Source organism: Paenibacillus sp. 2TAB26, assembly GCF_052115145.1.
Lineage (GTDB): Bacteria > Bacillota > Bacilli > Paenibacillales > Paenibacillaceae > Pristimantibacillus.
Genome location: NZ_JBFRGC010000007.1, coordinates 23,459 through 49,698, shown reverse-complemented (window position 1 = coordinate 49,698; position 26,240 = coordinate 23,459). Strand labels below are relative to the sequence as shown.

33 protein-coding genes and 1 tRNA gene are annotated in these 26,240 nt (G+C 43.6%); 14 read left to right on the top strand and 20 right to left on the bottom strand.

The genetic code is table 11. From position 1 onward, the window contains the following. Positions 1-144: 144 nt before the first annotated feature. From rplI to AB4Z50_RS09020, 5 genes are all read right to left on the bottom strand, one after another. Positions 145-588, bottom strand: a complete 444-nt coding sequence (gene rplI, locus AB4Z50_RS09040; RefSeq protein ID WP_076266559.1) for a 50S ribosomal protein L9 — start codon at positions 586-588, stop codon at positions 145-147. Beyond that, positions 585-2,546, bottom strand: a complete 1,962-nt coding sequence (locus AB4Z50_RS09035; protein ID WP_076266560.1) for a DHH family phosphoesterase — start codon at positions 2,544-2,546, stop codon at positions 585-587. Before AB4Z50_RS09035 ends, rplI begins: the two co-directional genes overlap by 4 nt. 18 nt (positions 2,547-2,564) lie before the next feature. Then, a complete protein-coding gene (locus AB4Z50_RS09030; RefSeq protein ID WP_076266561.1) occupies positions 2,565-3,470 on the bottom strand; it encodes a DUF2232 domain-containing protein in 906 nt (301 codons plus the stop codon). Between the two features lie 242 nt (positions 3,471-3,712). Further along, positions 3,713-4,141 carry a CBS domain-containing protein gene (locus AB4Z50_RS09025; protein ID WP_076266562.1) on the bottom strand — a complete coding sequence of 143 codons (429 nt, stop codon included), beginning with the start codon at positions 4,139-4,141 and terminating at the stop codon, positions 3,713-3,715. 81 nt (positions 4,142-4,222) lie between these two features. Further along, the gene (locus AB4Z50_RS09020; RefSeq protein WP_441878106.1) at positions 4,223-5,284 is read right to left on the bottom strand and encodes an LCP family protein; all 1,062 of its coding nucleotides are present in this window, start codon (positions 5,282-5,284) and stop codon (positions 4,223-4,225) included. A 155-nt stretch (positions 5,285-5,439) separates the two neighbouring features. Here AB4Z50_RS09020 and AB4Z50_RS09015 point away from each other — a divergent pair, with 155 nt between their 5' ends. From AB4Z50_RS09015 to AB4Z50_RS09005, 3 genes are all read left to right on the top strand, one after another. Continuing rightward, positions 5,440-5,847, top strand: a complete 408-nt coding sequence (locus tag AB4Z50_RS09015; protein ID WP_441878104.1) for a DUF4870 domain-containing protein — start codon at positions 5,440-5,442, stop codon at positions 5,845-5,847. Between the two features lie 316 nt (positions 5,848-6,163). Beyond that, positions 6,164-7,483, top strand: a complete 1,320-nt coding sequence (locus AB4Z50_RS09010) for a hemolysin family protein (RefSeq protein ID WP_076266563.1) — start codon at positions 6,164-6,166, stop codon at positions 7,481-7,483. A 157-nt stretch (positions 7,484-7,640) separates the two neighbouring features. After that, positions 7,641-8,039 (top strand): CBO0543 family protein, encoded by a 399-nt coding sequence (locus AB4Z50_RS09005; protein WP_441878102.1) that lies wholly within the window; start codon positions 7,641-7,643, stop codon positions 8,037-8,039. Here the strand turns inward: AB4Z50_RS09005 and AB4Z50_RS09000 are convergent. Then, positions 8,034-9,191: an AI-2E family transporter gene (locus AB4Z50_RS09000; RefSeq protein ID WP_441878100.1), complete on the bottom strand. Its 1,158-nt coding sequence runs from the start codon at positions 9,189-9,191 to the stop codon at positions 8,034-8,036. The two genes, AB4Z50_RS09005 and AB4Z50_RS09000, sit on opposite strands and share 6 nt — an antisense overlap. 165 nt (positions 9,192-9,356) lie before the next feature. Here AB4Z50_RS09000 and AB4Z50_RS08995 point away from each other — a divergent pair, with 165 nt between their 5' ends. The 8 genes from AB4Z50_RS08995 (at position 9,357) to AB4Z50_RS08960 (ending at position 14,946) form a co-directional block, all read left to right on the top strand. After that, a complete protein-coding gene (locus tag AB4Z50_RS08995; RefSeq protein WP_441878098.1) occupies positions 9,357-10,025 on the top strand; it encodes a PspA/IM30 family protein in 669 nt (222 codons plus the stop codon). 114 nt (positions 10,026-10,139) lie between these two features. Continuing rightward, positions 10,140-10,541, top strand: a complete 402-nt coding sequence (locus AB4Z50_RS08990; RefSeq protein ID WP_441878096.1) for a DUF350 domain-containing protein — start codon at positions 10,140-10,142, stop codon at positions 10,539-10,541. A gap of 22 nt (positions 10,542-10,563) precedes the next feature. Next, entirely contained in the window at positions 10,564-11,070 is a 507-nt protein-coding gene (locus AB4Z50_RS08985; protein ID WP_441878094.1) for a DUF4178 domain-containing protein, read from the top strand. 10 nt (positions 11,071-11,080) lie between these two features. Continuing rightward, complete coding sequence (locus AB4Z50_RS08980) at positions 11,081-11,827, top strand: DUF4247 domain-containing protein (protein WP_441878092.1); 747 nt, start codon at positions 11,081-11,083, stop codon at positions 11,825-11,827. A gap of 206 nt (positions 11,828-12,033) precedes the next feature. Further along, positions 12,034-12,663: a TetR/AcrR family transcriptional regulator gene (locus tag AB4Z50_RS08975; protein WP_441878090.1), complete on the top strand. Its 630-nt coding sequence runs from the start codon at positions 12,034-12,036 to the stop codon at positions 12,661-12,663. Beyond that, positions 12,660-13,514, top strand: coding sequence for an ABC transporter ATP-binding protein (locus tag AB4Z50_RS08970; RefSeq protein ID WP_441878088.1), 855 nt, complete (start codon positions 12,660-12,662; stop codon positions 13,512-13,514). Before AB4Z50_RS08975 ends, AB4Z50_RS08970 begins: the two co-directional genes overlap by 4 nt. Continuing rightward, entirely contained in the window at positions 13,511-14,218 is a 708-nt protein-coding gene (locus AB4Z50_RS08965) for a fluoroquinolone export ABC transporter permease subunit (protein WP_441878086.1), read from the top strand. Before AB4Z50_RS08970 ends, AB4Z50_RS08965 begins: the two co-directional genes overlap by 4 nt. After that, positions 14,218-14,946, top strand: a complete 729-nt coding sequence (locus AB4Z50_RS08960) for a hypothetical protein (protein ID WP_441878084.1) — start codon at positions 14,218-14,220, stop codon at positions 14,944-14,946. The genes AB4Z50_RS08965 and AB4Z50_RS08960 overlap by 1 nt, the downstream gene beginning before the upstream one ends. Before the next feature lie 26 nt (positions 14,947-14,972). Here AB4Z50_RS08960 and mnhG read toward each other — a convergent pair whose 3' ends face one another. From mnhG to AB4Z50_RS08930, 6 genes are read right to left on the bottom strand one after another with little or no spacing between them, the layout of a single operon-like run. Continuing rightward, the gene (gene mnhG, locus AB4Z50_RS08955) at positions 14,973-15,335 is read right to left on the bottom strand and encodes a monovalent cation/H(+) antiporter subunit G (RefSeq protein ID WP_441878480.1); all 363 of its coding nucleotides are present in this window, start codon (positions 15,333-15,335) and stop codon (positions 14,973-14,975) included. Next, positions 15,319-15,603 carry a Na(+)/H(+) antiporter subunit F1 gene (locus tag AB4Z50_RS08950; protein ID WP_441878082.1) on the bottom strand — a complete coding sequence of 95 codons (285 nt, stop codon included), beginning with the start codon at positions 15,601-15,603 and terminating at the stop codon, positions 15,319-15,321. The genes mnhG and AB4Z50_RS08950 overlap by 17 nt, the downstream gene beginning before the upstream one ends. Next, positions 15,603-16,079, bottom strand: a complete 477-nt coding sequence (locus AB4Z50_RS08945; protein WP_441878080.1) for a Na+/H+ antiporter subunit E — start codon at positions 16,077-16,079, stop codon at positions 15,603-15,605. Before AB4Z50_RS08945 ends, AB4Z50_RS08950 begins: the two co-directional genes overlap by 1 nt. Positions 16,080-16,084: 5 nt before the next feature. After that, entirely contained in the window at positions 16,085-17,563 is a 1,479-nt protein-coding gene (locus AB4Z50_RS08940) for a Na+/H+ antiporter subunit D (protein WP_441878078.1), read from the bottom strand. Beyond that, positions 17,556-17,894 carry a Na(+)/H(+) antiporter subunit C gene (locus AB4Z50_RS08935; RefSeq protein WP_054025754.1) on the bottom strand — a complete coding sequence of 113 codons (339 nt, stop codon included), beginning with the start codon at positions 17,892-17,894 and terminating at the stop codon, positions 17,556-17,558. The genes AB4Z50_RS08940 and AB4Z50_RS08935 overlap by 8 nt, the downstream gene beginning before the upstream one ends. Before the next feature lie 2 nt (positions 17,895-17,896). Further along, positions 17,897-20,773: a Na+/H+ antiporter subunit A gene (locus AB4Z50_RS08930; RefSeq protein ID WP_441878076.1), complete on the bottom strand. Its 2,877-nt coding sequence runs from the start codon at positions 20,771-20,773 to the stop codon at positions 17,897-17,899. 260 nt (positions 20,774-21,033) lie between these two features. On the opposite strand from AB4Z50_RS08930, the gene AB4Z50_RS08925 reads away from it, so the two are divergent. Continuing rightward, positions 21,034-21,288 carry a hypothetical protein gene (locus AB4Z50_RS08925; RefSeq protein WP_441878074.1) on the top strand — a complete coding sequence of 85 codons (255 nt, stop codon included), beginning with the start codon at positions 21,034-21,036 and terminating at the stop codon, positions 21,286-21,288. Positions 21,289-21,311: 23 nt separating this feature from the next. Here the strand turns inward: AB4Z50_RS08925 and rpsR are convergent, their stop codons facing one another. The 3 genes from rpsR to rpsF form a co-directional block, all read right to left on the bottom strand. After that, the gene (rpsR, locus tag AB4Z50_RS08920; protein WP_054025756.1) at positions 21,312-21,596 is read right to left on the bottom strand and encodes a 30S ribosomal protein S18; all 285 of its coding nucleotides are present in this window, start codon (positions 21,594-21,596) and stop codon (positions 21,312-21,314) included. Positions 21,597-21,695: 99 nt separating this feature from the next. Further along, positions 21,696-22,217, bottom strand: a complete 522-nt coding sequence (gene ssb / locus AB4Z50_RS08915; protein ID WP_054025757.1) for a single-stranded DNA-binding protein — start codon at positions 22,215-22,217, stop codon at positions 21,696-21,698. 36 nt (positions 22,218-22,253) lie between these two features. Next, positions 22,254-22,538, bottom strand: a complete 285-nt coding sequence (gene rpsF, locus AB4Z50_RS08910) for a 30S ribosomal protein S6 (RefSeq protein WP_054025758.1) — start codon at positions 22,536-22,538, stop codon at positions 22,254-22,256. A gap of 272 nt (positions 22,539-22,810) precedes the next feature. On the opposite strand from rpsF, the gene AB4Z50_RS08905 reads away from it, so the two are divergent. Next, entirely contained in the window at positions 22,811-22,993 is a 183-nt protein-coding gene (locus tag AB4Z50_RS08905) for a YjzC family protein (protein ID WP_441878071.1), read from the top strand. A gap of 482 nt (positions 22,994-23,475) precedes the next feature. On the opposite strand, the gene AB4Z50_RS08900 is transcribed toward AB4Z50_RS08905, so the two are convergent. The 4 genes from AB4Z50_RS08900 to AB4Z50_RS08885 form a co-directional block, all read right to left on the bottom strand. Beyond that, positions 23,476-23,566 (bottom strand) — tRNA-Ser (locus AB4Z50_RS08900). 80 nt (positions 23,567-23,646) lie between these two features. Beyond that, positions 23,647-23,859 carry a DUF951 domain-containing protein gene (locus AB4Z50_RS08895; protein ID WP_054025760.1) on the bottom strand — a complete coding sequence of 71 codons (213 nt, stop codon included), beginning with the start codon at positions 23,857-23,859 and terminating at the stop codon, positions 23,647-23,649. Continuing rightward, positions 23,849-24,724, bottom strand: coding sequence for a mechanosensitive ion channel family protein (locus tag AB4Z50_RS08890; protein ID WP_076266582.1), 876 nt, complete (start codon positions 24,722-24,724; stop codon positions 23,849-23,851). The genes AB4Z50_RS08895 and AB4Z50_RS08890 overlap by 11 nt, the downstream gene beginning before the upstream one ends. 31 nt (positions 24,725-24,755) lie before the next feature. Then, on the bottom strand, positions 24,756-25,010 hold the full coding sequence (locus AB4Z50_RS08885; RefSeq protein WP_076266583.1) for a DUF3343 domain-containing protein: 255 nt from the start codon (positions 25,008-25,010) through the stop codon (positions 24,756-24,758). A gap of 112 nt (positions 25,011-25,122) precedes the next feature. Here AB4Z50_RS08885 and yyaC point away from each other — a divergent pair, with 112 nt between their 5' ends. Next, positions 25,123-25,731: a spore protease YyaC gene (gene yyaC, locus AB4Z50_RS08880; protein ID WP_339205822.1), complete on the top strand. Its 609-nt coding sequence runs from the start codon at positions 25,123-25,125 to the stop codon at positions 25,729-25,731. 14 nt (positions 25,732-25,745) lie between these two features. Here yyaC and AB4Z50_RS08875 read toward each other — a convergent pair whose 3' ends face one another. Beyond that, complete coding sequence (locus AB4Z50_RS08875; protein WP_441878068.1) at positions 25,746-26,228, bottom strand: DUF4446 family protein; 483 nt, start codon at positions 26,226-26,228, stop codon at positions 25,746-25,748. Positions 26,229-26,240 lie beyond the last annotated feature (12 nt).

Here is a 26,240-nt window from a genome sequence, read left to right as displayed (position 1 = left end):
TAGCAAACCTACTTCGTAAGCATACGCTAAGGTTTTCGAAGAAAACCTACATCGTAAGCATATAGCTAAGTCTTACATAAAAGCCTACTTCGTAAGCATAAGCCAAGGTTCTGTAACAAACCTTGGCTTATACTTTAGACTGCTCTATTCTTCAGACGCCTGCACGTTCAGCTTCGCTTTCACTTCAGGGTGAAGCTTCACAACGACTTGTGTAACACCCAGCGTACGGATTGGATCATCAAGCTCGATTTTGCGTTTATCTACTTTAATGCCTTTCGCCGCTAATGCTTCGCCAATTTGTTTGCTCGTAATGGCACCAAATAGTCTGCCGCCCTCGCCTGCTTTTGTCTTAATTACGATGGTCATCTCTTCAAGCTTCTTGCCTAGTTCTTGCGCGTCCTGCTTTTCTTTATCCTTGCGCTTCTGTTCAGAAGCATGCTGTACTTCAAGCGTCTTCAGGTTGCCGTCGGATGCCAGCTTCGCAAGCCCTTGCGGCAATAGAAAATTACGTACATACCCTTCGGACAGATCCTTTACTTGCCCTTTTTTCCCTTGTCCTTTAACATCCTGCAAAAAGATTACTTTCATTCAAATAACCCCTCTTCCTTTTCAATTTCTTCTAACACTTGTTTCAAACGCTCCGCTACTTCCACCACAGAGCCTTCCAGCTGAGCGGCAGCATTCGTCAAATGTCCGCCTCCGCCCATTCTCTCCATGACGACCTGTACATTCATATGGCCTAATGAACGCGCACTAATGCCAATAAGTCCATCTTGGCGCTCTCCGATAACGAAGGAAGCAAGTATATCCGTCATATTCAGCAGCGTATCCGCTGATTGCGCGATGAGCAGCTGCGAATATTTACGACCGCTTTCGGTTACTGCAATGGCGACATGCTCATAAAGCACCTCAGCATGCTTAATAATTTCAGCCTTGCGCACGTATTCTTCAAGATCCTCTTTCAGCATCCGCTGAATCATCATCGAATCTGCCCCATTACGGCGCAGGAATGATGCCGCTTCAAACGTTCTCGCACCAGTGCGAAGCGAGAAGCTCTTTGTATCTACCGTAATACCGGCAAGCAAAGCTGTTGATTCCCGTACATCGAGTACTACTCGATCATGGATGTATTGCAGCAGCTCCGTTACGAGCTCACATGTTGATGAAGCGTAAGGCTCCATATAAATTAATATCGCATTTGCGATAAATTCCTCGCTGCGGCGGTGATGATCGACAACGACAATGCGGTCGGTCTGTGTAAGCAGCTTAGGCTCCTTTACCATCGATACTTTGTGCGTATCAACAACGACAGCGAGCGTCTGAGGTGTGATCAATGCCGAGGCCTGCTCTGGTGAGACAAAGCGTTTGGACAGCTTCTCGTCTTCGCGGATGAGCTCCATCATTTTCTGAATGGCTGGATTTACGCCTTCTAATACAATATAAGCTTCCTTGCCGAACAGCTGCGCTGCCTTCATAACACCGATCGCTGCTCCAATCGCATCCATATCGGGCATTTTGTGCCCCATAATGACTACGTTATGGCTCTCGCGTATCAGATCACGTAATGCATGTGCGACCACCCGTGCGCGCACGCGTGTCCGTTTCTCTACCGCATTCGACTTGCCGCCATAGAAGGATTGCCGACTGCCAACCTTCACCGCTGCTTGGTCGCCGCCTCGTCCGAGCGCGATATCAAGACTCATATGCGCCCATTGACCGAGCTCGATTATATGCTCAGCCCCTGCCGCAAAACCGATGCTCAGCGTAACCGGAATTTTGTGATCGCCGGTAATATCTCTAACCTCGTCCAGCACGACAAAACGTGATTGCTCAAGCTGCTTTAACGTTTTTTGATCCGTCACGAGCAGAAAACGATCCGACGTGAGCCTCTTCAAATAAATATGATACTTTTGAGCCCACTCGGTAATTTCCGTCGTCACCTTCGAGAGCATAGAGCTGCGCTGGTGATCGTCGAGACCCTGCGTAACTTCTTCAAGATTATCAATCATTACAATGCCGATAACGAGCTTCTCATCATCGTATTTGCGGCCAAGCTGCCACAGATCCGTAATGTTCTTTACATAAAGAATGCGTTCCTTCTGTTTGAAGATCAGCTGGTAAACTTGCGAGCCTACTGTAGCTTCAATCGTTCCTTCGCGTTCCTTCACTTGCTGCAATGATGGGAACAGCTCCGCTAGCGGAACGCCAATGACGGTTTCCCGCTCCACCATATTAGCAATATAAGGATTATGCCATTCCACCATACGATCTTCGTTATATAAAATAATTCCGAAAGGAAGTTCGCTGACGACATCGTTTCCTGCCTTTTTAACCCGGTAGGACAACGTGCCTAGATACGATTTCAAATCTTTGCGGAAAGCACGTTCTGCCATTATGGTATAAAACAATACCAAGGCCGTGAGCAGTAATCCGAGCAGCCCAAGCAGCCACTCGAACCATGCAAGTCCCACTGACATGAGCACCATCAATGCAAAGGCCCACATTTGATGCATTCCGTGCCATCGTGTAACCAAAAACTTCGGCATTTCCTATCCGCTCCTGTGCTATGGTTTCGTAAACGACTTGCGGATTGGAAAAGCAGTATCCAGCACGCCGATCAAGCTAAGCGGCGGGATCAATAGCACCGGAATCGCAATAAGAATCGGTACCGCTTTGTTCCATCCTCGCTGATGAGCAAGGAAAAAGAAAAATCCGACAGCCTGAAACGCAAAAACATAACTAAGCAGAGGTACCAAGTTCATCAAAGCCACTGCAAAAAAAGAATCGCTCGTCGTCGACGAGAACAGCTCGATTACATAAGTAATTAAATAAAGCACAACGAGTATACGAGGCAAACGCCAATCTTTGGCACGCGTAAACCTAGGCACTTCCGGGCCGCCGCTCCACTTTACAGCTCTGCGAGCTATAAATTGCGATATAGCAGTGAGTACGAAAGCGATAATAATAAAGGTTACAGGAATAGAATTGACCATCGTACGAGCAACAACCTCAGTTAGATCCGAATTCCATTCTGTAGGAAGCAGCTGCTTTGTCATCAGTTCATCGACTGTTGACCTTATAAATGTTCTGAGCTCTTTAATGAGCGAAATATTCAAGAACGCCTCGAATATGATCAACTCAAGCATCAACTGAGCAAGAACGACGACGCTGACCGTCCGAAGAACCTTTGAGGCAGGCGCTTGTTTCATATACAAGTGGCCCATCACAATAGACGGTATGAGGAAAAATAATCCGATAATAAGTGTAGCTGGCCCGCCGATAATAAATGCCAGCGCCCATACCGGAAGCAGATGCAGCACAAAAGATTTTGGCGACAGTATCGTATACAGCACGACATACGGCACCATAAGCAGCAGCATGGTAATTACGTTAAATAGCGGTACTAGAAGGGACAATAATAAAAGGAGTGCCGCAAAGCTCCACAGCACTGGTTTCAAGCCGGTTCTCAAACCGTTCACCTCTTGCTTATATAATCTGGTTTCTTACGAAACTTTTACAACTCATTATAGCATAAAAGCTAAACATATCACTCACATTCCAGCAGGCTCACTCTTTAGTCGAACTGTCCGCTTAGGCGCTTCCTATAAAAGAAAAAGACGGAACAGCAAGCTTATTCCGTCTTATTGCTTATTATATTGCCCTGCCTAGTTTGAAAATAGTACCTGAAGACGATCCCAATCGCTGCCGTTTCTTATTTATCTTGAAGCACATTATGCTGCTCCATAATAATTTTTTGGCAATAATCAATGATCTCGCTTCTGCGTACAATGCCAATAAAACGGTTCATATCATCGACAACCGGTACAAAGTTTTGCACCTTTGCCAGCGAGATCAGATCATCCATATTAGCATCAATTCGTACCGTCTTGTTGTTCATTCGAAGCGGTACATCGATTAGCTTCACCTTATTGGTTTGTTCCAGTGATAAGTCAGCATGATTTTTAAAATACCATAACAAATCGCCTTCCGTAACCGTACCTGCATAACCGCCATCATCATTAATGATAGGAACCGCCGTATAGCGATGATACTCCATACGCTCTAGCGTTTGTCTTAACGTTACATCCTGAGTAACACACACGACCTCTTGCTTCGGCAACAAAAAAAACGCGATATTCATTTTTCTTAAACCACTCCGTTCCGTTTGCTCTTTCCATTCCTATTGGTCCTAAAGCAGCAAGACGGAGCGGAGCAAACAGCATTAAGGCTGCTTAGTCGTCGTTTCGCTGCTTGATAATGCACCTACATCTTTGACCTTATCTTCATTGTACTTATCAGGCAATATTAAGCTGGAAGCAGGTGTATCTGCATTTAACCAGTTTTTAATCATGGTTTGTACCTTCGACAAATCTTCTTCATCGGCAAAATAATACCAAGCTCCGCCGCTCTTCAAGCGATGTCCGTCACCAAGCAGCGAATGGCTGTAGATTTTGCGATCCTTCGCCATGAGCATGATTTGACCCAAATCGACTAGCTGCTGCGGACGCATATCTGTACTGAAATTATCGCCCATAATATCCATAAGCTCAGGAATTTTGGACCATTGATTCATTTGTTTCGCTTTATCCATAAGAAGATTCAAGAAAATCTGATGACGCTCTGTACGATTGATATCGCCGCCAGCATCCTCACGATAACGAACATAGTTCAGTGTATCCTTACCGTTGTAAGTTTCCTGGCCAGCTTTAATGACAAATTTCTCATGATCAGCATCTTTATTCACAATATCCTCTTCGATAGGAAGCGAAATTCCGCCAAGCGTGTCGATCACGTTACGGAATCCTTCAAAGTTAATTGAAGCGTAATATTGAATAGGTGTGTCTAGAAACTTCTCAACCGTGTTCATTGCCATTCCCGCACCGCCAAAAGCGTATGCATGCGTAATCTTGTCCTCTTTATTTTTACCGACGATATCTACATACGTATCACGTGGTATGGAAACCATGAGCATCTCGCCGTCATTTGGACGAACGACTGTATAGATCATCGTATCCGATCGTCCAGTCTCCTTGCCGCGTTGGTCAATGCCGAGCAGCAGGATGGAGAATGGATCTTGTTTCTTATTAATTGTACTCACTGGAACGGGTTCCCGTCCATCGATAGGTTTATAAGATTGCTCGAGCTGCTTCTTTACCTGACCTTCCAGAAACCAATCAAACCCTAGCATAGCCAATGTTCCTCTGTTGAAAAAACCAACAACACCAAGAAGCACTACTGCAGCTGATGCAGCAATTAACCATCTACGTTTATTCATTTTATTCATAATATGATGACTTCTCCTATCTTATCAATTCTTTTATAAATACGCATTCTTTAGTTTAGACGATAATTTGTCGAAACAGGTTACAAACCTTTTACAAAGTTTTGATACCAATTTTGGATAATATTTTATAAAATAAAGAGGTCTACTGAAAATGTATGACGAATACAATCATTGCAAGTATAGGTAAAATAGAAAGGGTGAATCTCTTGAATCAACCTCCATCCTTACAACCAGACAGCTCATCAACGGGACTTGATCCGAAAGTAGCAGGCTTGCTTTGCTACCTGGCAGGTTTTATAACCGGCATTATATTCCTTGTGCTAGAGAAGAAGAGCCGCTTCGTTAGATTGCATGCTGTACAGTCTATCGTCTTATCGGTCGCTTTCATCGCCGCTAATATTTTGTTAGGCTTTATCCCGATAATTGGTTGGCTGCTAGGGATATTGCTTGGTCTAGCCGCTTTCATTGCATGGATTGGCCTCATGCTGCTCACGCTGCAAGGGAAGCTGAATAAGCTGCCTGTCATCGGTGAGTGGTCAGAGCAGCAAGCAAATAAGTTTTAATATCGCCTAGACTACGAAATATAAGGTGAGTAACAGTAAATCATATCCTTTCTTATATTTCAAAAAAAATGGACGGCCTACTGCCGTTCTTTTTTTTATTCATTTCGAGTTCATAAGAACTATTCATTAAACCAGACAAATAATCTCGTAATCGCTAGGTATCGGCTAATATTGTTCTACTGGCTTCTCTAAATCGGTAAAATTGAGCTTTTGCAGCCGTATAACCCTTTTTCAGCGGTTTGATGAATTGGCAGAAAGTTCGTACTATTAAATAACATCAATTAAATACGAATAAGAAGGATTGTGAACATTTATTATGGGTATAGGACTTAATCTGCTCTTAGTTGCTTTACTAATTGTGTTAACCGCTTTTTTCGTAGCTACTGAATTTGCAATCATTAAGCTTCGTTCCAGCCGTGTCGACCAGTTAGTAGTTGAAGGCAAGAAAAACGCAATTGCCGTTCAACGTGTTGTAAGCAATTTGGATGGTTACCTATCTGCCTGTCAGCTTGGCATTACAATTACAGCGCTCGGACTTGGTTGGTTAGGAGAACCTACCGTTGAAAAACTGCTTCTCCCTCTATTCGAGCAATGGAATCTAAACAGTAATTTGAGTCACATTTTGTCATTTCTAATCGCCTTTCTATTCATCACATTTATCCATGTGGTCGTTGGTGAGCTTGCTCCTAAGAGCATTGCCATCCAGAAGGCAGAGCTTGTCAGCTTCACTGTCGTAAAACCGATTATTCTTTTCTACAAAGTCATGTACCCCTTCATCTGGGTCTTGAATGGATCTGCCAATGCGTTGGTTCGTTTGTTTGGCTTAAAGCCAGCGAAGGAGCATGAGAACGCCCATTCCGAAGAAGAAATTCAAATTATTTTAACAGACAGCTTAGAGAGCGGTAAAATCAACAATACGGAATATGGTTACGTAAATCGGATCTTTGCTTTTGATGAAATTTTAGCTAAAGAAATTATGGTTCCGCGTACAGACATGACCGTCTTATATAAGAACAATACGCTGCAAGAAAACATGGATATTATTCGCAAGGAACAGTATACCCGCTTCCCTGTTGCCGGCGACAGCAAAGACCATATCGTCGGGATGATCAACACGAAGCAATTGTTTCTTCAATATCAAGTAAACAAAGAAATTGATTTGCAAACACTTATACAGCCTGTCATGTCCGTTTCCGAGGTGATGCCTGTCAAGACATTGCTAAAACGAATGCAGCAGGAACGCGTACACTTTGCGATCGTCGTAGATGAGTATGGCGGCACTTCCGGCCTTGTAACGATTGAGGATATTTTGGAGGAAATTGTCGGCGATATCAGAGATGAATTTGATGCCGATGAACGCAAAGATATCGAGATGCTGTCGGATACATCTTATATGCTGGATGGCAAGGTATCGCTTACTGAGCTGGGCGACCTTATAGGAGCTGAGCTTGAGCATGAAGAGGTTGATACGGTCGGCGGCTGGCTGTACAGTGAAATGGAAGAAGCTAAGCCTGGTAAACAATTTGGCTTTCATAATTTGACCTTTACCGTCCGTGAAGTAAGCAAACATCGCATTAATAAAGTTGAGCTGACGATCGGTCCACCTATTCGACTGCTCAAACCAGAGGTAGGTTAAAACAAAAGGAAGGCGCACTTGGCGCCTTCCTTTTTTCTTTTTCACGCATGCTGATCTGGATTCAGGACATTCTAATAAAAAATGTTCAAGAAAGGAACTTATAATGCTTATCAATACTATATTTGGGTTCTTTGTTCCTTGGATTGCCGGTATATATTTGGGCATAAAAAGCCCCAAAACCTTGCTTCTTATTTTCCCTATCGGAGCGGTCTCCTCTTTAGTCATCAACTCAATCGGTTTTCAATTAAAGTTTTGGGATTTCACTCCTCTTATCCCCAATGACGAGTCCGTTTCCGCCTTGCCGCTTGATATAGGTCTTTACCCGCTACTAGCATGCTTTATGATCTGGTTGATCAATTCACGCCCCATATTAACCGTACTAATCTTGTTCTTGTTCATACTGGGCACTACACTGCTTGAGTTTATGGCTCTAATCTTTGGCAAAGTAACCTACGGCAACGGCTGGAATATAGGGTATACCTTTTTATCCTACCTGCTGGCTTTCGGTATTGTATTTATATATTTCAAGCTGCTTAAGCGAAATCGGTTATTATAGCATGTTTTCGCTTTTCTTATCTGCTTCATAAAGAATCGAGCGGCTTCTAAACCATTCGAACAGATGAATTACAACGACCTTGATGACTGCATAACCCGGTACAGCAAGTACAATCCCTGCAAGGCCAAACAAGTTGCCTGCTGTCAAAATAACAAAAATAATGGTAATCGGATGGATATGCAGCGTTTTGCCCATGATTTGCGGCGAGATGAACTTGCCTTCGATTAATTGAACAATCGTCCATATAACCACCATCTTCAGGAGCATGACAGGCGAAGTCACCATAGCAACAATTAAAGCTGGTGTAATCGCAATGGCAGGTCCTAGATACGGAATAACGCTTGTGCATGCAGCTACCAATGCAAGCACAAGTGAGTACTCAAGGCCAATAATTAAGTAACCAATATATAATAGCAGCCCAATACAGAAGCTTACTATAATTTGACCTCGGATATAGCTGCTGACTTGTCCGTTCATCTCTGCCATAATTCGTTTCGTGTGCGGCTGAAGCTTATTAGGCAGGACACTAACGATCGTTTCCGGCAGCCTTTTTCCGTCCTTTAGCAAATAGAACAAAATAAACGGAAGCGTCAATATCGCAAGAATAACCTCTTTAAGTGCTCCCACAAAGGAACCCACGCTTGTTAACGTTCCATTCAGAATGGACGTGGCTTGCTCTGTAATATTCGACGTCAGCTTCTCCGGATTTAAATTAAACCACTCTTGTAGCTGAATAAATCCAGCGCTATCCATAAACTGCTCAAATTTAACCCGCAATTGCTCGCCGTATTTAGGAAAGCTGTTCACGAAGCTCACGGCTTGCCCATTTAATAATGGAATGACGATGACCAGCAAAATTGTAATCAGTCCTGCGCCAACCAGAAACAGCATAATAATAGAATATATCCGTTTGACTCCCTTTCGTTCTAAGAAGTCGACGACTGGATTGAGTAAGTAATAAGCAATTCCCGCTAATATGACCGGCAGCAGCAAGGTCTTGAGCAGCACGGTTAAAGGCGTGAAAATGTATGAAATTTTCGTCAGCACCATAATATTCAGTCCAACAAGCAACAAAACAAGCAGAAATAATACGAATTTATTGTTTAAAATAAATCGCTTAAACCGCTCCGTTCCAGTTTTGCTATTTTCCATGGTTATGCTCCCTCTTTTCTTCTCATACAGGTGATCATTTTGGTTTATTGTAGCATTTCTTTAAATACAAACGCGAATGGCAGTGATTCTGCATTTACTTGCAACGACTCGCTTGCTCTTCGCGTATTATGACTTATGCGTACTACGATTCTAGGAGGGATTTCATTGTCCATATTTAAACGACTGCGTGATCTAACTTTATCGAATGTATATGCTCTAATTGAGAAAGCGGAAGACCCTGTTAAGTTGACCGATCAATATATTCGCGACATGCAAGAGGATCTAGCCGATGCCGAGAAAGCAGTCGCAGCACAAATTGCCATTGAGAAAAAATTCAAGCAGCTTTATGAAGAGCAAGCACAGCTGGTAGAGAAGCGCAGTGAGCAAGCCCATCTGGCAGCACAAGCGCAAAACATTGAGCTCGCTCGTCGTGCCTTGGAAGAGAAGAAAACAGCCGAACAAAAATCAACGGAGTACAAAACGAGCTTCGATCAGAATAAATTGCTCGCAGACAATCTGCGCGGCAAGCTGGATGAGATGCGCCAGCAGCTCACTGAGCTTAAAAACAAGCGTGAGACACTCGTCGCTCGTTATAATGCAGCCAAGGCACAAACGGAAATTAATAAAGCAATGTCTGGCTTCGGTTCCGATTCAGCTGCTTCAGGCATGAAGCGTATGGAAGAGAAGATGCTGCAAATGGAAGCGCAAGCTGAAGCCAGCAACGAATTGAGCGCCAAAGGAAAATCGCTTGATGCTGAGTTTGAGAAGCTCGGCAAGGATAAAGCGGTCGATGATGAGCTTGCTGCTTTGATGAAGCAATACGAGAAACAGTAATAGCTTAGTCACTTCATAAATATTATCTAGTGTGGCCGCTTATGTTACGAATCGGAGGACCGGTTTTAACGGAAGCGGTCTTTTTTATAAATTGGACCATTGGAGGAACTGACGATGTCTTGGATTGACCTTATTCGAATTCCGATTTGGACAGGTGCTGGAGCAATTTTGTTAATTATCATCATGTTTTTAGACTCGCGTTTTACGAAGTACAATGATTTGCAGGAAATTAAAAAAGGAAATACCGCGGTAACGACTCGCTTCGTACTCAAATTATTTGCTCAAGCGTACATATTGTCCCAATCCATCAGTAAATCAAGTGAGATGTGGGAAGCTCTACTCATCTCGCTCATCTCCTTCGTGCTGCTGCTCATACTGGAGTGGATCGTAGAGAAAATCGTCATCGCTATCAGCGGTATGAAGCTGGAGCAAGGTATTCATGAGGGTAAAGTCAACTACGCGTTATTCGCAGGTTCTCTTCATGTTGCAGGTGCACTAATTATCGGGTCTATCTAATTATTCAGAAGGAGTATATACGATGAGCTTGTTCAAACGGATCAAAAACCTGATTGCTGCTTCTCCGCCGCCCATTGCTGAGAAGAGCATAATGACATTGTCACCTGGCGATGCTTGTGAGGTTTCCTTAATAACTTATAACGTCACAGGCAGAACTCATAATCGAGCACGCAACGCGATTGTCCTCACACTGCAGGATGGCATAACCATTCGTTATTTAACGATAGAGGAACGAGAAAGAAACGTATTCGCGCTGTATGACCCTATAGACGGGCGCTTGGAATCAATTGACGAGGTGCCTACCATTTTGGAGCTGGATGAACGTACGTATCATATGGAGGAGCAATTCTCCGGTTTAATTACGGCGACCGGCAAAACGCCATACATGCAGGGAGGCGAACAGTCTGTCTGGCAATATCAATCGGATGATATGAAGCTGCTTCGTATCGAATGGCAAAACGGGCGCTTCATGCTCTATGAAGGAGAAAGCGTGCTGCCTGCAGATGTTCGCGTGCTGCGCGGCGGCTAGGAGGATAACGATGAACAAATGGTGGCATCAATCTTTAAAATACCTGCTTCTGCTTAGCTTTATCATCCCGCTTCTCACAGCATGCACCATTTCAGATACGGTTAAGGAGCAGTACACGTTAGAATCAGTCAATGGCTCTGGCAATCAAACCTCTTACGTCTATCGTGCCGCAAATCGTTCCGTTCCTGATGTCGCTTCGGATTTTAACGAGCAACGTAAACCGAAGCAGCAGAGCGAGACAAGTACAGAGCGGATGTTTCTCGTCTATTCCGATGAAGTTATCGATTTGCAGCAGGCTCCTGATGCACCGGAAGATACACTGATCGAAATTAACTCAACGGAATATGTACGTCAGAATTATAGCTCAAGCTTTCTCCAAGCCTACTTAATCGCGAGTGTTCTTGATGATCTGTTTGATAAGGGCAAATACGGCAGCGGCAAATACCGAGGTTATTCGTCAAAGGATACATACAAGCCGAAGACAACGTACCGCATACCTACTGTTGATGATAAGAAGCTTGCACCGCCAGTTACCGTTAATCGTACCGGCTCGGTCATGAGACGCTCCAAAGAGGCGGGTGTTTCCTCCTCTTCCCCCAAAGCAAGCACGAATACAATCACCACAAAGCCAGCGACCAAGGGCAAGATTGTGAAAGACAATAAGCAAAAGAATAGCTCAAGCAAAGTATTCACCAAGCCGCGAACGTCTAAACCATCCATAAAAGTTGGCAAAAGCAGAATTTCACGGCGACGCTGAAGCTAATAGTGACCGCTTTGACAGAGAAATATAAGATAACAGCAGCAAATGATCTTCTTTCTAAAATTTCAAAATAAGGGCAGAAGGGCAGTATCCTCTACTTGGGTACTGCTATTTTATTATGCTTGACTGAAATCTCTTTTATCGCTTATTGTGAATATAAAATAAAATTATTCATAAAATCATAAAAAGAAAAGAGAATCCATATGCCCAAAAAATTCAGTGAGCAAGAGAAACAATGGATTAGCAAAAAGCTGTTCGAAGAGGGTAAACGCAGCTTCGAAGCTGCTGGTCTTCGCAAAACAAGCATTGAGGATTTAACGAAAGCTTGCGGCATTGCACAAGGCTCCTTCTATATGTTTTTTAATTCGAAGGAGGAGCTCTTTTATCACATTCTGCTTGAAGAGGAGGCTTTAATCCGCAATCGTCTGCTTGCTTCGCTAAATCGGAGTGAACTCGTAACCAAAGAGAGTATTCACAAATTTCTTATTGAATCCTTCCGTCTATTAGGCGAAAGCCCTATGGTTCGTCAAATGTATTTGGAAGGTGAATTTGCTCAGCTTGTACGCAAGCTGCCTCCAGAGCTCTTGGAACATAATTTCTCGGATGATGCAGATGCCTTAATGCCAATTATTCACCATTGGCAAGCAGCTGGCATTCTCGCTCATACAAAGCCTGAGCTCATCGTTAGTATGATTAGAGCGCTTGTCCTTCTTACCTTGCATAAGCAAGAAATCGGGCCCGGCATTTATTCCGATACCATCTCATTTATGCTTGATATTGTTGCGGAAGGTATGTATGCAAAGCGTGATTTAGGAGGCGAAATTATCAGATGATCGAAGTGAATCAGCTTGAGTACAAGTATCCCGGCACAACAAATACGATTCTGCACGGCCTTACCTTTTCAATCGCGCCGGGAGAAGTATTTGGTTTTCTCGGTCCATCAGGCGCTGGAAAGAGCACTACGCAAAAAATATTAATCGGTGCACTCAAAGGTTACGCAGGCAGTGTGCGCGTTTTGGATCATGAAATCAAGAACACTGGTCCCGACTATTATGAACAAATCGGCGTTGCTTTTGAATTCCCCAACTTCTACAGCAAATTTACAGTCCTTGAAAACTTAAAATTGTTTCGTTCACTTTATGCAGGCGTTACCTTGGACCCTATGCAGCTCCTCTCCCAGGTCGGACTGCAGGATGCGGCGAATATGAAGGTTTCACAGCTATCCAAAGGCATGAAGATGAGGTTGAATTTTTGTCGTGCACTGCTGCATCAACCAAATATTTTGTTTCTCGACGAACCGACCTCCGGCCTTGATCCCGTAAATGCAAAGCGGATGAAAGAGTTGATTTTGGAGAGGAAAGCTGCAGGTACTACCATCGTCATCACAACGCATAACATGCAAGCAGCCGAGGAGCTTTGCGACCGTGTTGCTTTTATTGTCGATGGTCAGATTAAGCTTATTGATTCTCCTAGAGAGCTAAGACTGCGACATGGCCAAAACAGTGTTCGAATTGAATATTTAAAGCAGCATGAGCTGATAACCGAACATTTTTCTATGGCTGGGCTTGCGGGGAATCAGCAATTTATGAACCTTATACGTGATGAAAAAATCGAAACGATTCATTCCTTAGAAGCAACTCTTGAACAAATATTTATTGATGTGACAGGCAGGGCTTTAGTATGAGAATGTGGATGACCGTATGTCATGATCTTCGTTTCCAGTGGCGCCATAAATTTTACCTGATCTACATGCTCATCTGCACAATATATCTCCTATTGCTCCACTCTATTCCCACAGACTACAAAACAACCGTTGCTCTATTGCTTACCTTCTCTGATCCAAGTGCGTTAGGGTTAATTCTAGCCGGCGGCATTGTCTTGCTTGAGAAAGACCAAGGCATTCATGACAATCTGTTCGTAACACCGCTTCGTGTAACCGAATATTTACTCGCCAAAGCCTCTTCTCTTGCCTTGCTCTCGATTTCATCTGCCTGGGCTATACATCTATTTTCCATTGGTGTACCCGCTTCACCCTTTCATTTCACGATTGGCATCCTGCTTACATCCAGCTTTTTCACCTTGTTATCTATTGGCGTAGTTGTACGCTCGCAATCGGTAAACGGTTTCATTCTACGCTCACAGTTCTATGCTCTGCCGTTTGCGCTTCCTCTACTCGACTTCTTTCACATTGGCAATCAATATTTATACATAATCATCCCTACGGAAGGGACCCTCTTGTTGTTAAAATCGATGATCAAACAGCCCACTGTCGCAGAAACGATGTATGCCATTTTCATTTTACTATTGGGCAACACACTCGTTTTCTTATGGGCTAAACGGTCATTTCAGCAGGTCATTCTTATGAAAATAGGAAAGGGGGATTCATAATGATACTGAAAATTAAAGCTTTTATGAAAAATGATGCGAGGCAAATTAGGATGGATCCTATGCTTATGGCCAGTTTATTTGGTCCCCTAGCTATTATCGTGGTTACACGTTATGCCTTCCCTCCATTATCCGATTGGATACAGGAGCAGTACGGCTTTTTATTGATGGATTATTCCAATTTCGCGGTAACGTTCCTTATGCTTGTCATACCGCTGCTTCCAGGGACAATGGCTGGGCTTCTTATGCTCGATGAACGGGATGAAAACATGATTGCTTATTATGCGATTACCCCTTTCACACGTAAAGGCTATTTTTTGTATCGATTACTGCTGCCATGCGCACTTGCAATAAGCTTAGCCAGTTTATTCATCCTGTTATCGGGCATTGCAAAGATTCAAATCGAAAGTTTGTATACCACCGTATTGCTAACCCTAGAGGCTCCATGTTTGGCTTTGTTTCTAGCGACTTTTGCTTCTAATAAGGTCGAAGGCTTAGCCTTGTCCAAAATAAGCGGTTTACTTTTTGCAGGGCCTATTATTGCTGCCTTCACCCCCTTGCCATGGCAATATTTAGGCGCTTGGATTCCAAGCTACTGGCCTGCCAAAAGCTATTTATTAGGCATAGCAGGCGAGCCTTCAGCTGCTTTAGGGGTATTTGGCATCGGGCTCGCCTATCATCTTATTTTATTAAAAATCATGTTTCATTCCTTTTTGAAGCGGATCGATTAGAAAGGTATGCTAGCCTTTGCTGGAAATTATCCCTGTTCCTCTTTAGAGGCGTCCTTCAAATCATCCTGTATGCTTTTATTCCATAGCGGTACGCCTGAACGATAGGCCGCTCTTCCATTCAAATGTCCGGCTACCGGTCCCGTGATGAATACGAACACAATACCTAACAGCAGCTTGGCGCTCGTATGCTCCAAATAAATCATAAAGTATAGGAAAGCAGCTACCAAAATGATCAACACCCCAAGCGTCGCACTTTTGGTTGCCGCATGTGATCGTAAATATACGTCAGGGAGCCGAATTAAGCCGAAAGCACTTAGAGCACCAATTAAAGCACCAAACAGAACCATCAGACCAATAATCAGCTCTCCTGCTTTACTTATCATCTCCATGTTCAAAGACGACACCCCTTTCAATATATCTTGCAAAAGCGGTTGTCCCGATAAAGGTCAATATGCCGATCAATAATATGATATCGAAATAATTTTTTGTTTTTAACAGCATGCAAATGACTGCAATCATCGATAATAAAATGACGCCAATCGTATCCAAAGCAGCGATCCGATCCGTTATGGATGGACCTTTGAGCAGCCGGTACATACAACCCAAAATAGCTAGTGATAGTATAACTAATGATGCAATAAGCATAGTGGACAGCATTACCGAGTCACCTCCATAATCGCTTTTTCAAAAGAATCCTTGATCTGCTGTGAGAGCAGCTCCGCATCATCCATATCCATCGCATGAATATATAACGTTCGGCCATCCTTGGATACGTCGAGCGTCAGCGTCCCTGGTGTCAAACAGATTAGACAGGACAGCACTGTGATTTCCCAATCTGTTTTGAGCTCGGTTTGCAGAGCAAAAATACCTGGACGTATGGCGAGCTTAGGACGAATGATTAGTCCAATCACAACGAAGCTGGAAACAAACAATTCCTTTATGAACAGGACAAGCAGCTTAAGGATTGCCCATACTCTCTTCATATAAAAGTCATGCGGCCAAAAGCGGCTGAGCAGCCCTATAAATAAAATACCGATGATGTAACCTACGATAAACCGCGGAGCCGACCAGTCATTGTGAAGAAACATCCATACGAACGAAATGATTAAGTTTAATAAGATTTGCAAAGCCATCTCATCTACTCCTTTAATACGGCATCAATATACTGCGCCGGATTGATAAGCGTATGCCCTGCTTCAGAAACATATTGATACACCCATTCCGATCCGATGCCCATCGCAACGACGATCAAGCATAACCCTGCTGCGGAAACGATGAATCCTTTATTAACGGCAGGCAACGATTCGGCGTTTTTCATTTCTGCACCCCAGAAAGCCGCCATAAATATTTTGATCAAGGAATAGAGCACGATGAAACTTGATGCCAGCGACACAGCTGTAAGCCAGAAATATTTTTCCTGAAAGCCGCCCATAATGATCAGCAGTTTTCCTGTGAATCCACTAAGTGGAGGAATGCCTGCAATGGCTAACGCTGTGATAAAAAACATCCAGCCCATAAACGGATAACGCTTGATCAAGCCTCCCATTTCCTTTAAACGCCCCGTACCAGCAATATACATAAGCATTCCTCCAATGATAAAAAGGAGTGCTTTGGCAACCATATCGTGCAGCAAATAGAACACGACTCCATCTAGCGCTTCCTTTGAGCTCACTGCTAACCCAAAAGCTAGAAAACCAACGCTGATGATGACATTGTAGTTCAAAATACGGCCAATATCGGAATAAGCAGCTGCCCCAAACGCGCCTAAAACCATCGTTGCAGCGGCCATCCAAGCCAACCAATTATGCGTAATCGCTGGCTCGTGATAAAAGATAAGCGTAAATGTCCGTATGAGAGCATATAAGCCTACTTTCGTGAGCAGCGCACCAAACAATGCGGATACCGCTGCCGGAGGCGCACTATAAGAGCCGGGCAGCCAGAAAAATAGGAACAGTCCCGCCTTTAAAGAAAATACGATCATGAACAGTATCGCTATGACGTTCAAGACGCCGCTCTGACCTACTTCAGCTATGCGCTGTGATAGATCCGCCATGTTCAAAGTGCCTACAACTCCGTACAAATAGGCGACTGCTGCAACAAATAGTGTTGAGGATAAAATATTAATTAATATATATTTCAACGTTTCGCGGAGCTGCTTCTTCGTCCCTCCAAGCACGATAAGCGCATAGGAGGAAATGAGCATAACCTCGAAGCACACAAATAAATTAAACAAATCTCCCGTAAGAAACGATCCGCTCACACCGACGAGCAGAAACTGATAAAACGGATAAAAATAATATTTTTCTCTCTCCTTGCCGATCGTTCCGAATGCAAAGAACAAACAGAAGGTGCCGACAATCGAAGTAGCCAAAACAAGCAATGCGGCAAGCATATCACCAACGAACACAATACCATACGGCGGCAGCCAGCCTCCCATATGCAGCGTTTGAATGCCCTCCGTTTTTACTTGATAGATAAGGACAATAGCTGCAGCCAGATTAAAAAGCATACCAATCGCACTTATCCAGCGCTGCCCGATCACACTATATTTAAAAAACAAAAGAATAACTGCCGTACATAAAGGAATGAGAAGCGGGAATACAAGCAGATTATTCATCGTCATTCCCCCTTAACTGCTCCATATCGTCAGTACCCAGCTTCTGATAAGCCTTATAAGCGAGTACAAAGAAAAAGGAAGTCACGCCAAAGCTGATGACGATAGAAGTTAGAATTAGAGCCTGCGGCAGCGGATCAACATACGTTTCCGCCTTTTCGCCAAGCAGCGGCGCAGCTCCTGTTTTCAGCTTGGACATCGTAAGCAGCAGCAAATGAACACCATGGGTAAGGATAGAGGTTCCCAAAATGATACGCAGCAGGCTTTTGGACAAGATCAGATACACCCCGACTGTAAAAATAACACCGATTGCGAGTGACATATACAATTCCATAGCTACTTATCCCTCCCTATCGTTAAAATGATGGTCATCGTCACGCCAATAACGGTCAAATATACCCCTAAATCAAACAGCATTGCCGTAGCAAGCTCCGTATCGCCCAACAGCGGCAGCTCGAAGTGACCAAAGGCATGACTGAGAAATGGTGCATCAAATATAAAAGATCCTACTCCCGTCAAAATAGCAATCGACAGCCCAATCGCTGTTAATACTCGGAAATCGATAGGAATAACCTCTCGCATCGTCTGCAATCCAAAGGCCATTGTAAGCAAAATAAATGCAGCCGACGCCATTAATGCCCCGATAAATCCTCCGCCTGGATGGTTATGYCCTGCGAACATCAAATACACTGAGAACGTCAATATAATGAAGATAACGACTTTCGCTATCGTCTGCAGAATAACATCGTTGCTTCTTACTACAGGAAACGCCAGCTTTCCTCTATTGCTTTGCTTAGGCAGAAACACTCTTTCATCCTCTGTATCCAGCTTCAGCTTAATCATGGCATAAATACCTAACGATGCGATGGCAAGGACAACAATTTCAAGCATCGTATCGAAGCCGCGGAAATCAACGAGGATGACGTTAACCACATTTTTGCCGCCCGCTAATTCGTAGCTCTCTTTTAAGAAAAAGTCTGATATAGAATCAAACGCGCGATTTCCGCTTGCACCAAGCGCAATTAATGTCATTATAATTCCCACACTAAGCGCAATAACGAAATTAGATAGTCGAAAACGCAGGGCGGCTATTTCCTTGCTCAGCTTCGGCAAATGATAGAAACATAAGAGGAACAGCGTCACCGATACTGTCTCGACGATCATCTGAGTCAAAGCTAGATCAGGCGCCTGTAGGATGACAAAAAACAAGGTGACCATATAACCTGCCGCACCCGTTAAAATGATAGCCATCATTCTCGACTTCGTGAACGGTATAGCAATAACCGATATGACTAAGACGATAATAATAACCGCCTCATATACGGATATTGGAGCATAATCCGAGAACTGAAACACATTCACTTTCTCTTGGATCATCGTTAACCCAAGTGACACAATTAGAAATACAAAAATGTACATCAAGTAGTGGCGAATGGAACCCGTCATATAACGGTTGGTCAACCGATTGGAGCCTCTATCCAATACTCGAAGCCCTCCATCATACATTTGGTTCAATGAGATGTGCTGGAAGAGCGGTTGATTGATCCACTGGATACGTTGATGAAACTTGAACAAAAGTGTCCCTGCAATAACGACGCCCATCGTCATAAATATTTCAGCTGTCCAGCCATGCCAGAATTGAATATGCACGAGGAAACGCTCGCCGGGCAGCAGCACATTCGGATGAATCGCAGCCATGGCAGGTTCAATTAAAGAGTACGCAAGCAGATTTGGGAACAAACCGATAACGACAGCTAAAGAAGCAAGAATGACCGGGGAAATAAGCATGCCGAGCGGCGCTTCATGCGGCTTCTTCGCCAACTTTTCAAACTGTGCTGGTCCCATAAACGTTCTAAATAGCAAAATCATGCTGTATACAAATGTAAATATACTTGCAACCCATGCGATAACGGGAATGATAGCCAGCATAAATGAAACGTTGAAAAAGTCCAGCTGCCTAATATTAAGAGCCGCTGTAAAAAACATTTCCTTGCTCAAAAAGCCATTAAACGGTGGCAGGCCCGCCATCGAGAAGGCTCCAATAAGCGCAATGGAGAAGGTTATTGGCATTAGAGCCATAAGTCCGCCTAGCTTGCGAATGTCTCTCGTCCCTGTTTCATGGTCAACGATCCCAACAACCATGAACAAAGCACCTTTAAACACAGCATGGTTGATCAAGTGAAAGATGGCCGCCATCGTTGCTTTTGCATAAAAGAGTGAATCTGTACCTCCTGTATAGAAAGCCGCCGCCGATCCAAGTCCAAATAAACTCATCAGCAAGCCGAGCTGGCTAATCGTTGAGAACGCGAGTAATGATTTTAAATCCGTCTGCTTCATCGCTCGGAAAGAGCCATAAATCATCGTCACAAGACCAAAGAACGAAACGAGCCAGAACCAAGCCGACTCTCCAGAGAAGATTGGACTGAACCTAGCGACTAAATATAAACCTGCCTTAACCATCGTCGCTGAGTGCAGATACGCACTTACAGGGGTTGGAGCCTCCATCGCATCGGGCAGCCAAATATGGAATGGAAACTGCGCCGATTTCGTAAACGCTCCGACTAGAATAAGCAGCATTGCGGGCAAAAACAATGCATGGCCGCTTAGCGTATCAACGCTGCCGATGATCTCACGAATGCTAAAGGTGCCTGACATCACATATAGCAGTACAAAACCAGCCAGCATAGAAAGGCCGCCGAATACTGTAACAAGCATAGATTTTAATGCGCCATATCTCGATTTCTCTCTATGGTTCCAGAAAGCGATCAGCAAGAACGAGGAAATACTCGTCAGCTCCCAGAAACCATACAGCACAATAAGATTATCTGATAGGACAACCCCGAGCATAGCCCCCATAAATAGAAGCAAATAAACATAAAAGGATGTTATCGCTTCCTTATTTTTATCCAAATAATAAATCGAATAAAGGACGACTAACGCGCCAATTCCCGTAATTAATAAGGCAAATAATAAACCTAAACCATCCAAATAAACGGTGAAATTGACTCCTAAAGAAGGAATCCACGGGATCGTTGCTGTTATGGTATCTCCGCTTTGAATCGCTGGTATTTTCCATAGAAAATAACTAAACAGCAAAATTGGCAAAGGCAGAATAATCCAACCCGTATGAAGTCCATGCAGCAGCTTTCGCAGCAAAGGACTAATAGCAGCCATAATAAATGGTAAAATGATGATGACAGATAGCAAAAACACTCTCCCCTTCCTCTACAAATGACTTCCATAGCTTTTCCCAATTTCTATAAAAGTACTTCCATTTCTGCCGGAGCCTTAAAAAAACGCAAAAAGAGCCCGCTGTTGGCAGGCTCCTCCGATAAAAAAGTTAATTTAGTTGTTTTTTGACTACACTTTAGTATATCGTTCAAGTCTAAAATTGTCAAAAGAATTGAGATGACAAAGCGGGGAGAATGAAAATAGTTAAAATGGGGATTACTCTTACTAAAGGAGTGATCATCATGCGGCATACAAAAATAGCGATCAGCTCATTCATTTTCATTCTGATTTTAGCTGGCGCATGGCATTTGGATCAGCAAATGGACCAGCAGCGGAGCAAACAGCTGCTGCAGCCTGCATCCTTACTCCAATACAAAATATATTCAGCGCATGATTCTAACCATCATTTGGAGCCATATTCCCCTTACTTGCCTCGTGAATATATGCGTATCATTCGATTAGAAATACAAAAAAAGCCTACTGAGAAACCTCAGTAGGCTTTTTGATTCCAGACATCAACCTATTCAGTCGTGTAAGGAAGCAATGCGATTTGACGTGAACGTTTAATTGCGATTGTAAGCAAGCGTTGGTATTTCGCGCTTGTACCAGTCACACGACGTGGCAAGATTTTGCCGCGCTCGCTAATAAACTTTTTCAACAAATCAACATCTTTATAGTCAATTTTAGAAATTTTGTTTACAGTGAAGAAACAAACTTTACGGCGTTTGTTGCGTCCGCCTTTACGTCCGCTGAACTTACGTTCTGGACGCTCGTCGCCACCGTTATCTCTTTGCTTGAAAGCCATGATAGGTATCCTCCTTATCGTTGAAAATATTACAATTACACAACAGCTAAAGGCTGTGCAACTGCTCCATTGACATGTGCAGCCTGAGCTACACCATTATCAAAATGGCAAATCATCCTCTGATATATCAATCGGGCGTCCGTCATCCTGAAACGGATCACGGCTGTCGTTACGTGAGTTATTACCAGATGGACGGTTACCGCTGCTTTGGGACGCATTGCCGCCGAAATTGCTTCCGCCGGTGCTTGTACCGCCGCTGTAGCTGCTTCCACCCTCTTCACGCGATCCACCGCCATCTTTGTTGGATTCCAAGAACCGAACGTTATCAGCGATAACTTCCGTCACGTAGACGCGTTTGCCTTCGTTGTTCTCGTAATTCCGAACTTGAATGCGACCTTCAACCGCTGTTAAGCGGCCTTTGCGCAAATAGTTGGCGCAAGTCTCGGCCAGTTGACGCCATGTTACAACCGGAATAAAATCCGCTTCACGCTCACCTTGACCACCGCTTGTAAACGGACGATCTACCGCTAACGTAAATTGTGTAACTGCGACACCTGCAGGTGTATAGCGAAGCTCTGGGTCTCTCGTCAATCTACCAATTAGTATAACACGATTCAACATCGTTTCTGACCTCCCAATCGAACAATCCAGCTTGGATTAAGCGGCGTCTCTGACGATCAACGAACGGATAACTTCATCCGTAATCTTCATGATACGGTCAAGTTCATTTACAACTTCAGTAGTTGCATTGAAATGAACGAGTACAAAATAACCATCACGAAGCTTGTTGATTTCATACGCAAGACGACGTTTTCCGCTCACATCTTGCTTTGTGACTTCTCCGCCATTGGAGATAATGCCATGGAATTTGTCAACGATCGCTTGCAAGGCTTCTTGCTCAACGTCTGGACGAACGATGTACATTACTTCATATTTGCGCATATTGTTTCACCTCCTCTTGGACTAACGGCCCCATAAATGGAGCAAGGAACGAGCTTCTGCTCGCATCTCTATACTATATCAAATCTGAACGCCTATGACAAGCGAAAATAGATGATGTTGCTTCGCAGGCAACTTCTGGCGATGGTCAATCCATTTTATAGCCGTTATCTGCTACTCATGCAAATTCCATTGCCCGCTAATACTACAACATGAAGGGATAGATCTTATGCATTTATCTATCCGCTCTAAATATAAGCTGGAGGCTGATCATAATGGGTGAAGGTACAATGTTTTCGCCGGGCGACAAAGCTCCGAATGATGGCACATACATCGAGGACGGTGTGAACTCATTTCATATGGGAATCAATAATCCGAAGAAGGTCAAGCTCAGCAAAGGACAGCGTTTTCCTGACACCTCTAATCACGAGCGTAAATGGAAACGAATGGACCATTAATTTTTCTACATGGTTTTGAATAATAAAACATCAGTTTGGCCATTCTAATTTTTGACGGTGCAAGAGAGGTGTGGTTCCATTGAACCATTTCGGCAAACGCGGAGACACTATCCCCGTCTAAAAACGGATTAGCTCTCATCGCGTGAGGATTTCGTCCACTCAGGAGAGAAGCGGAGGGTTGTGCCAAAGACACTTGTCTGTAACACACGCGCATTCGAGCATTGATACACGTTACCGTTCAATCGGTCGTGTATGATTGTGCTCAAAAGGATTTAATGAAGCTTTAGCTGAATTGTTCCGATTGACGAATGATGTTTCAACAGCTTGCAGTGAGAATTGATCGACTCAGCCATTATTCACCGTCAGGAAGAGAGCTCGCAAGAGCTCTCTTTTCTATATTATTTATTCCTTTGTATTTCCTAATCTATTAAAAAGACATAAAAAAACGGTTCCTCTGAAGGAACCGTAAATGTTTAATATAATGGCGGAGAAGGTGGGATTCGAACCCACGCACGGTTTGACCCGCCTAGCTGATTTCGAGTCAGCCCCCTTGGGCCTCTTGGGTACCTCTCCGCATGTAAAAATTATTGTATCACAGTGCTTGTCAACGCGCAAGTATTTCCTTAAAACACCTCAGCCGTTCATACTTCTGCTTACGTTAAGCCTTCTTCAGAGGCTTTGGAGCGCAGCACCTTTTTCATGTTTTTTTCAAATTTAGCTCTAGGTATTAGAACGCTGTGCTTACAACCGACGCATTTAATGCGGATGTCCATCCCCATTCGAATGACTTCCATTTCATTAGAGCCGCATGGATGCTGTTTTTTCATTTGAACAACATCACCTAGCTCAAATTGCTTACGCTCCATCTTTTTCGCCTCCCTTTCCATTGCGATGATAAGTGACCATTCGAGGATACGGAATTTCAATACCGCTCGCATCTAATGCCTTTTTCAGCTCCATATTTAACTTGCGTGATACGATCGGATGCGTATTCGGTCGACACTCAGCAATCACTCGAAGCGTTACCCCTGTTGGAGCAATAGCCTGAATACCAAGCACTTCCGGTGCATTAATTAAATTCTCATCCTTCATCGTGATCATCGTATGTCGAATGACCTCTAGCGCACGATTGACTTCTTCCTCAAAAGCAATCGAAATATCAACAACCGCGATGCTATTATTAATCGAGAAGTTTGTAACCTCATTGATCATGCCATTGGGAACAATATGAACCTCCCCGGTCCAGCTCTGAATACGGGTTGTCCTAAGTCCAATGACTTCTACGGTCCCTTTGAATTGCCCTGTCTGAATCACATCGCCTACAGCGAACTGATCTTCGAGTACAATAAAAAATCCCGTAATAATATCCTTCACCAGGCTTTGTGCACCAAACCCGACAGCAAGTCCAAGTACACCTGCTCCTGCGAGCAATGGCCCTAAATTAATCCCGAATTCAGACAATATGAGCATAATGGTTATAAAATAGACGACGTAAGAAGTTACATTTTTCATCAGCTTGCCTACGGTTGTCATTCGCCTTGTGTGGTTGATCAACATCTTGTTCTCACGCTCTAAAATAATTCGATCAATGGTTTTATGGATTACCCATACAACTACACGGCCAATGAATAAGAACATAACGATTCGCAGCGCAGAACTACCAAATGCTTGCCATAATTCATTGTTTGTCAACCAATCAACAAATTCATCATATCGTTCTCTGATTGACATCACAATTCCTCCTCATTAACTTTGAATATATTTACATGTCGATTTGCTCATAACCGGCTTCAATCGGCTTAAATATACCTCTAACTTCCACGTTTTCCTGCACAATAACTTCCTTAACCGTTATCAAATCTTCCTCAGGAAAATGAATAGATAATGCGCAGCCGGCTGTAATTTCCTTCGGCGTGGGACATATGTCAATTTCAATATCTGCGTATTCGAGCAGCATTTCTGCACGCAATGCTTGCTGAGTTGAATCGAAGGCAATTAACACAAGCAAGACCTCCATTAAATTAGCATGACAAACTTTCTTGGCAAACAAAATATCAAAACTATCTGACGTATAAAATGGTTGTCCTATCCATATACTAGTAGCATATCGGTATAATCGGAGGGATTCTATGAAGCTTTCATTTATTAAAGAGACGCCTTTGAAGGTACCCTACACCACCGCAAACGTAATTGGCATGCTAGTAAATCGACTTACAGCCATGCTCGAAGAAATGGCTGCTGCACGCCCCATCGTAGTTGTCTGCGTAGGCACGGACCGTTCAACAGGAGACTCTTTAGGACCGCTGATTGGAACCTCACTATCGAAATACCGCAGCCCTCATTTTTCACTATTTGGCACGCTTGAAAATCCAGTTCATGCTATGAATTTAGATGATACCCTTATCGAGATCAATCGGCGGTTCCACAAACCATTTGTGATTGGCATTGATGCCTGCCTTGGTCAAGTATCCAGCGTAGGCAGCATTCAAGTTGGTGTAGGCCCTGTGCGTCCTGGTGCTGGCGTCAACAAGGACCTTCCTCCTGTTGGCGACATTCATATTACTGGTATCGTTAATGTAGGCGGATTTATGGAGTATTTTGTGCTGCAAAACACTCGTCTGCATCTCGTTATGAAAATGGCTGACATTATTTCGCTCAGTCTATTTACTGCTATTGCGAACAATGCGCATATCACGACCAGCGTTCTTGAACAAACCGCAGCATCGGATAATATTTAAAACAATTAAGTTTCCTATTTTGCTTCCAAAATAGCTTTATGCTCTTCTGGGGTTAAAGGGTATACTGATTGGCCTTTTTCAAGAGGTTTTGCATAGACATAAGTATTCTCCCTGCTATGAATACCTGAGAATACGGCTCCATCCTTCTCATCATTGATAATTGCGATTGAAAAGCTGAGATCACTGCCCTGTTCAGCAAAAGCGTTATAACGAATGACGCCTACTTTTCCTTTTTGCTTTGTTACAGTAGATTGCATTTCAATTAGCTGCGCCTTCAGCTCCGCATTCGCTTGCTGCTGCTCGGCAAGGCCTTGCTTCAATTCAACAATGACATCTTCCATATTCGTCACACCTGTATTCCCCATAACCGCTGTATATTGCTTTCTTAGCTTTTTCAGCCGTCCGCCTAAAACCGCTATCCAAATGAATAATACGATGGCAAATAACGCAATGCCCACCGTAACTGCATTCATCGGATTTGATGTCCAATCTTCCATCTTAGCTACTCC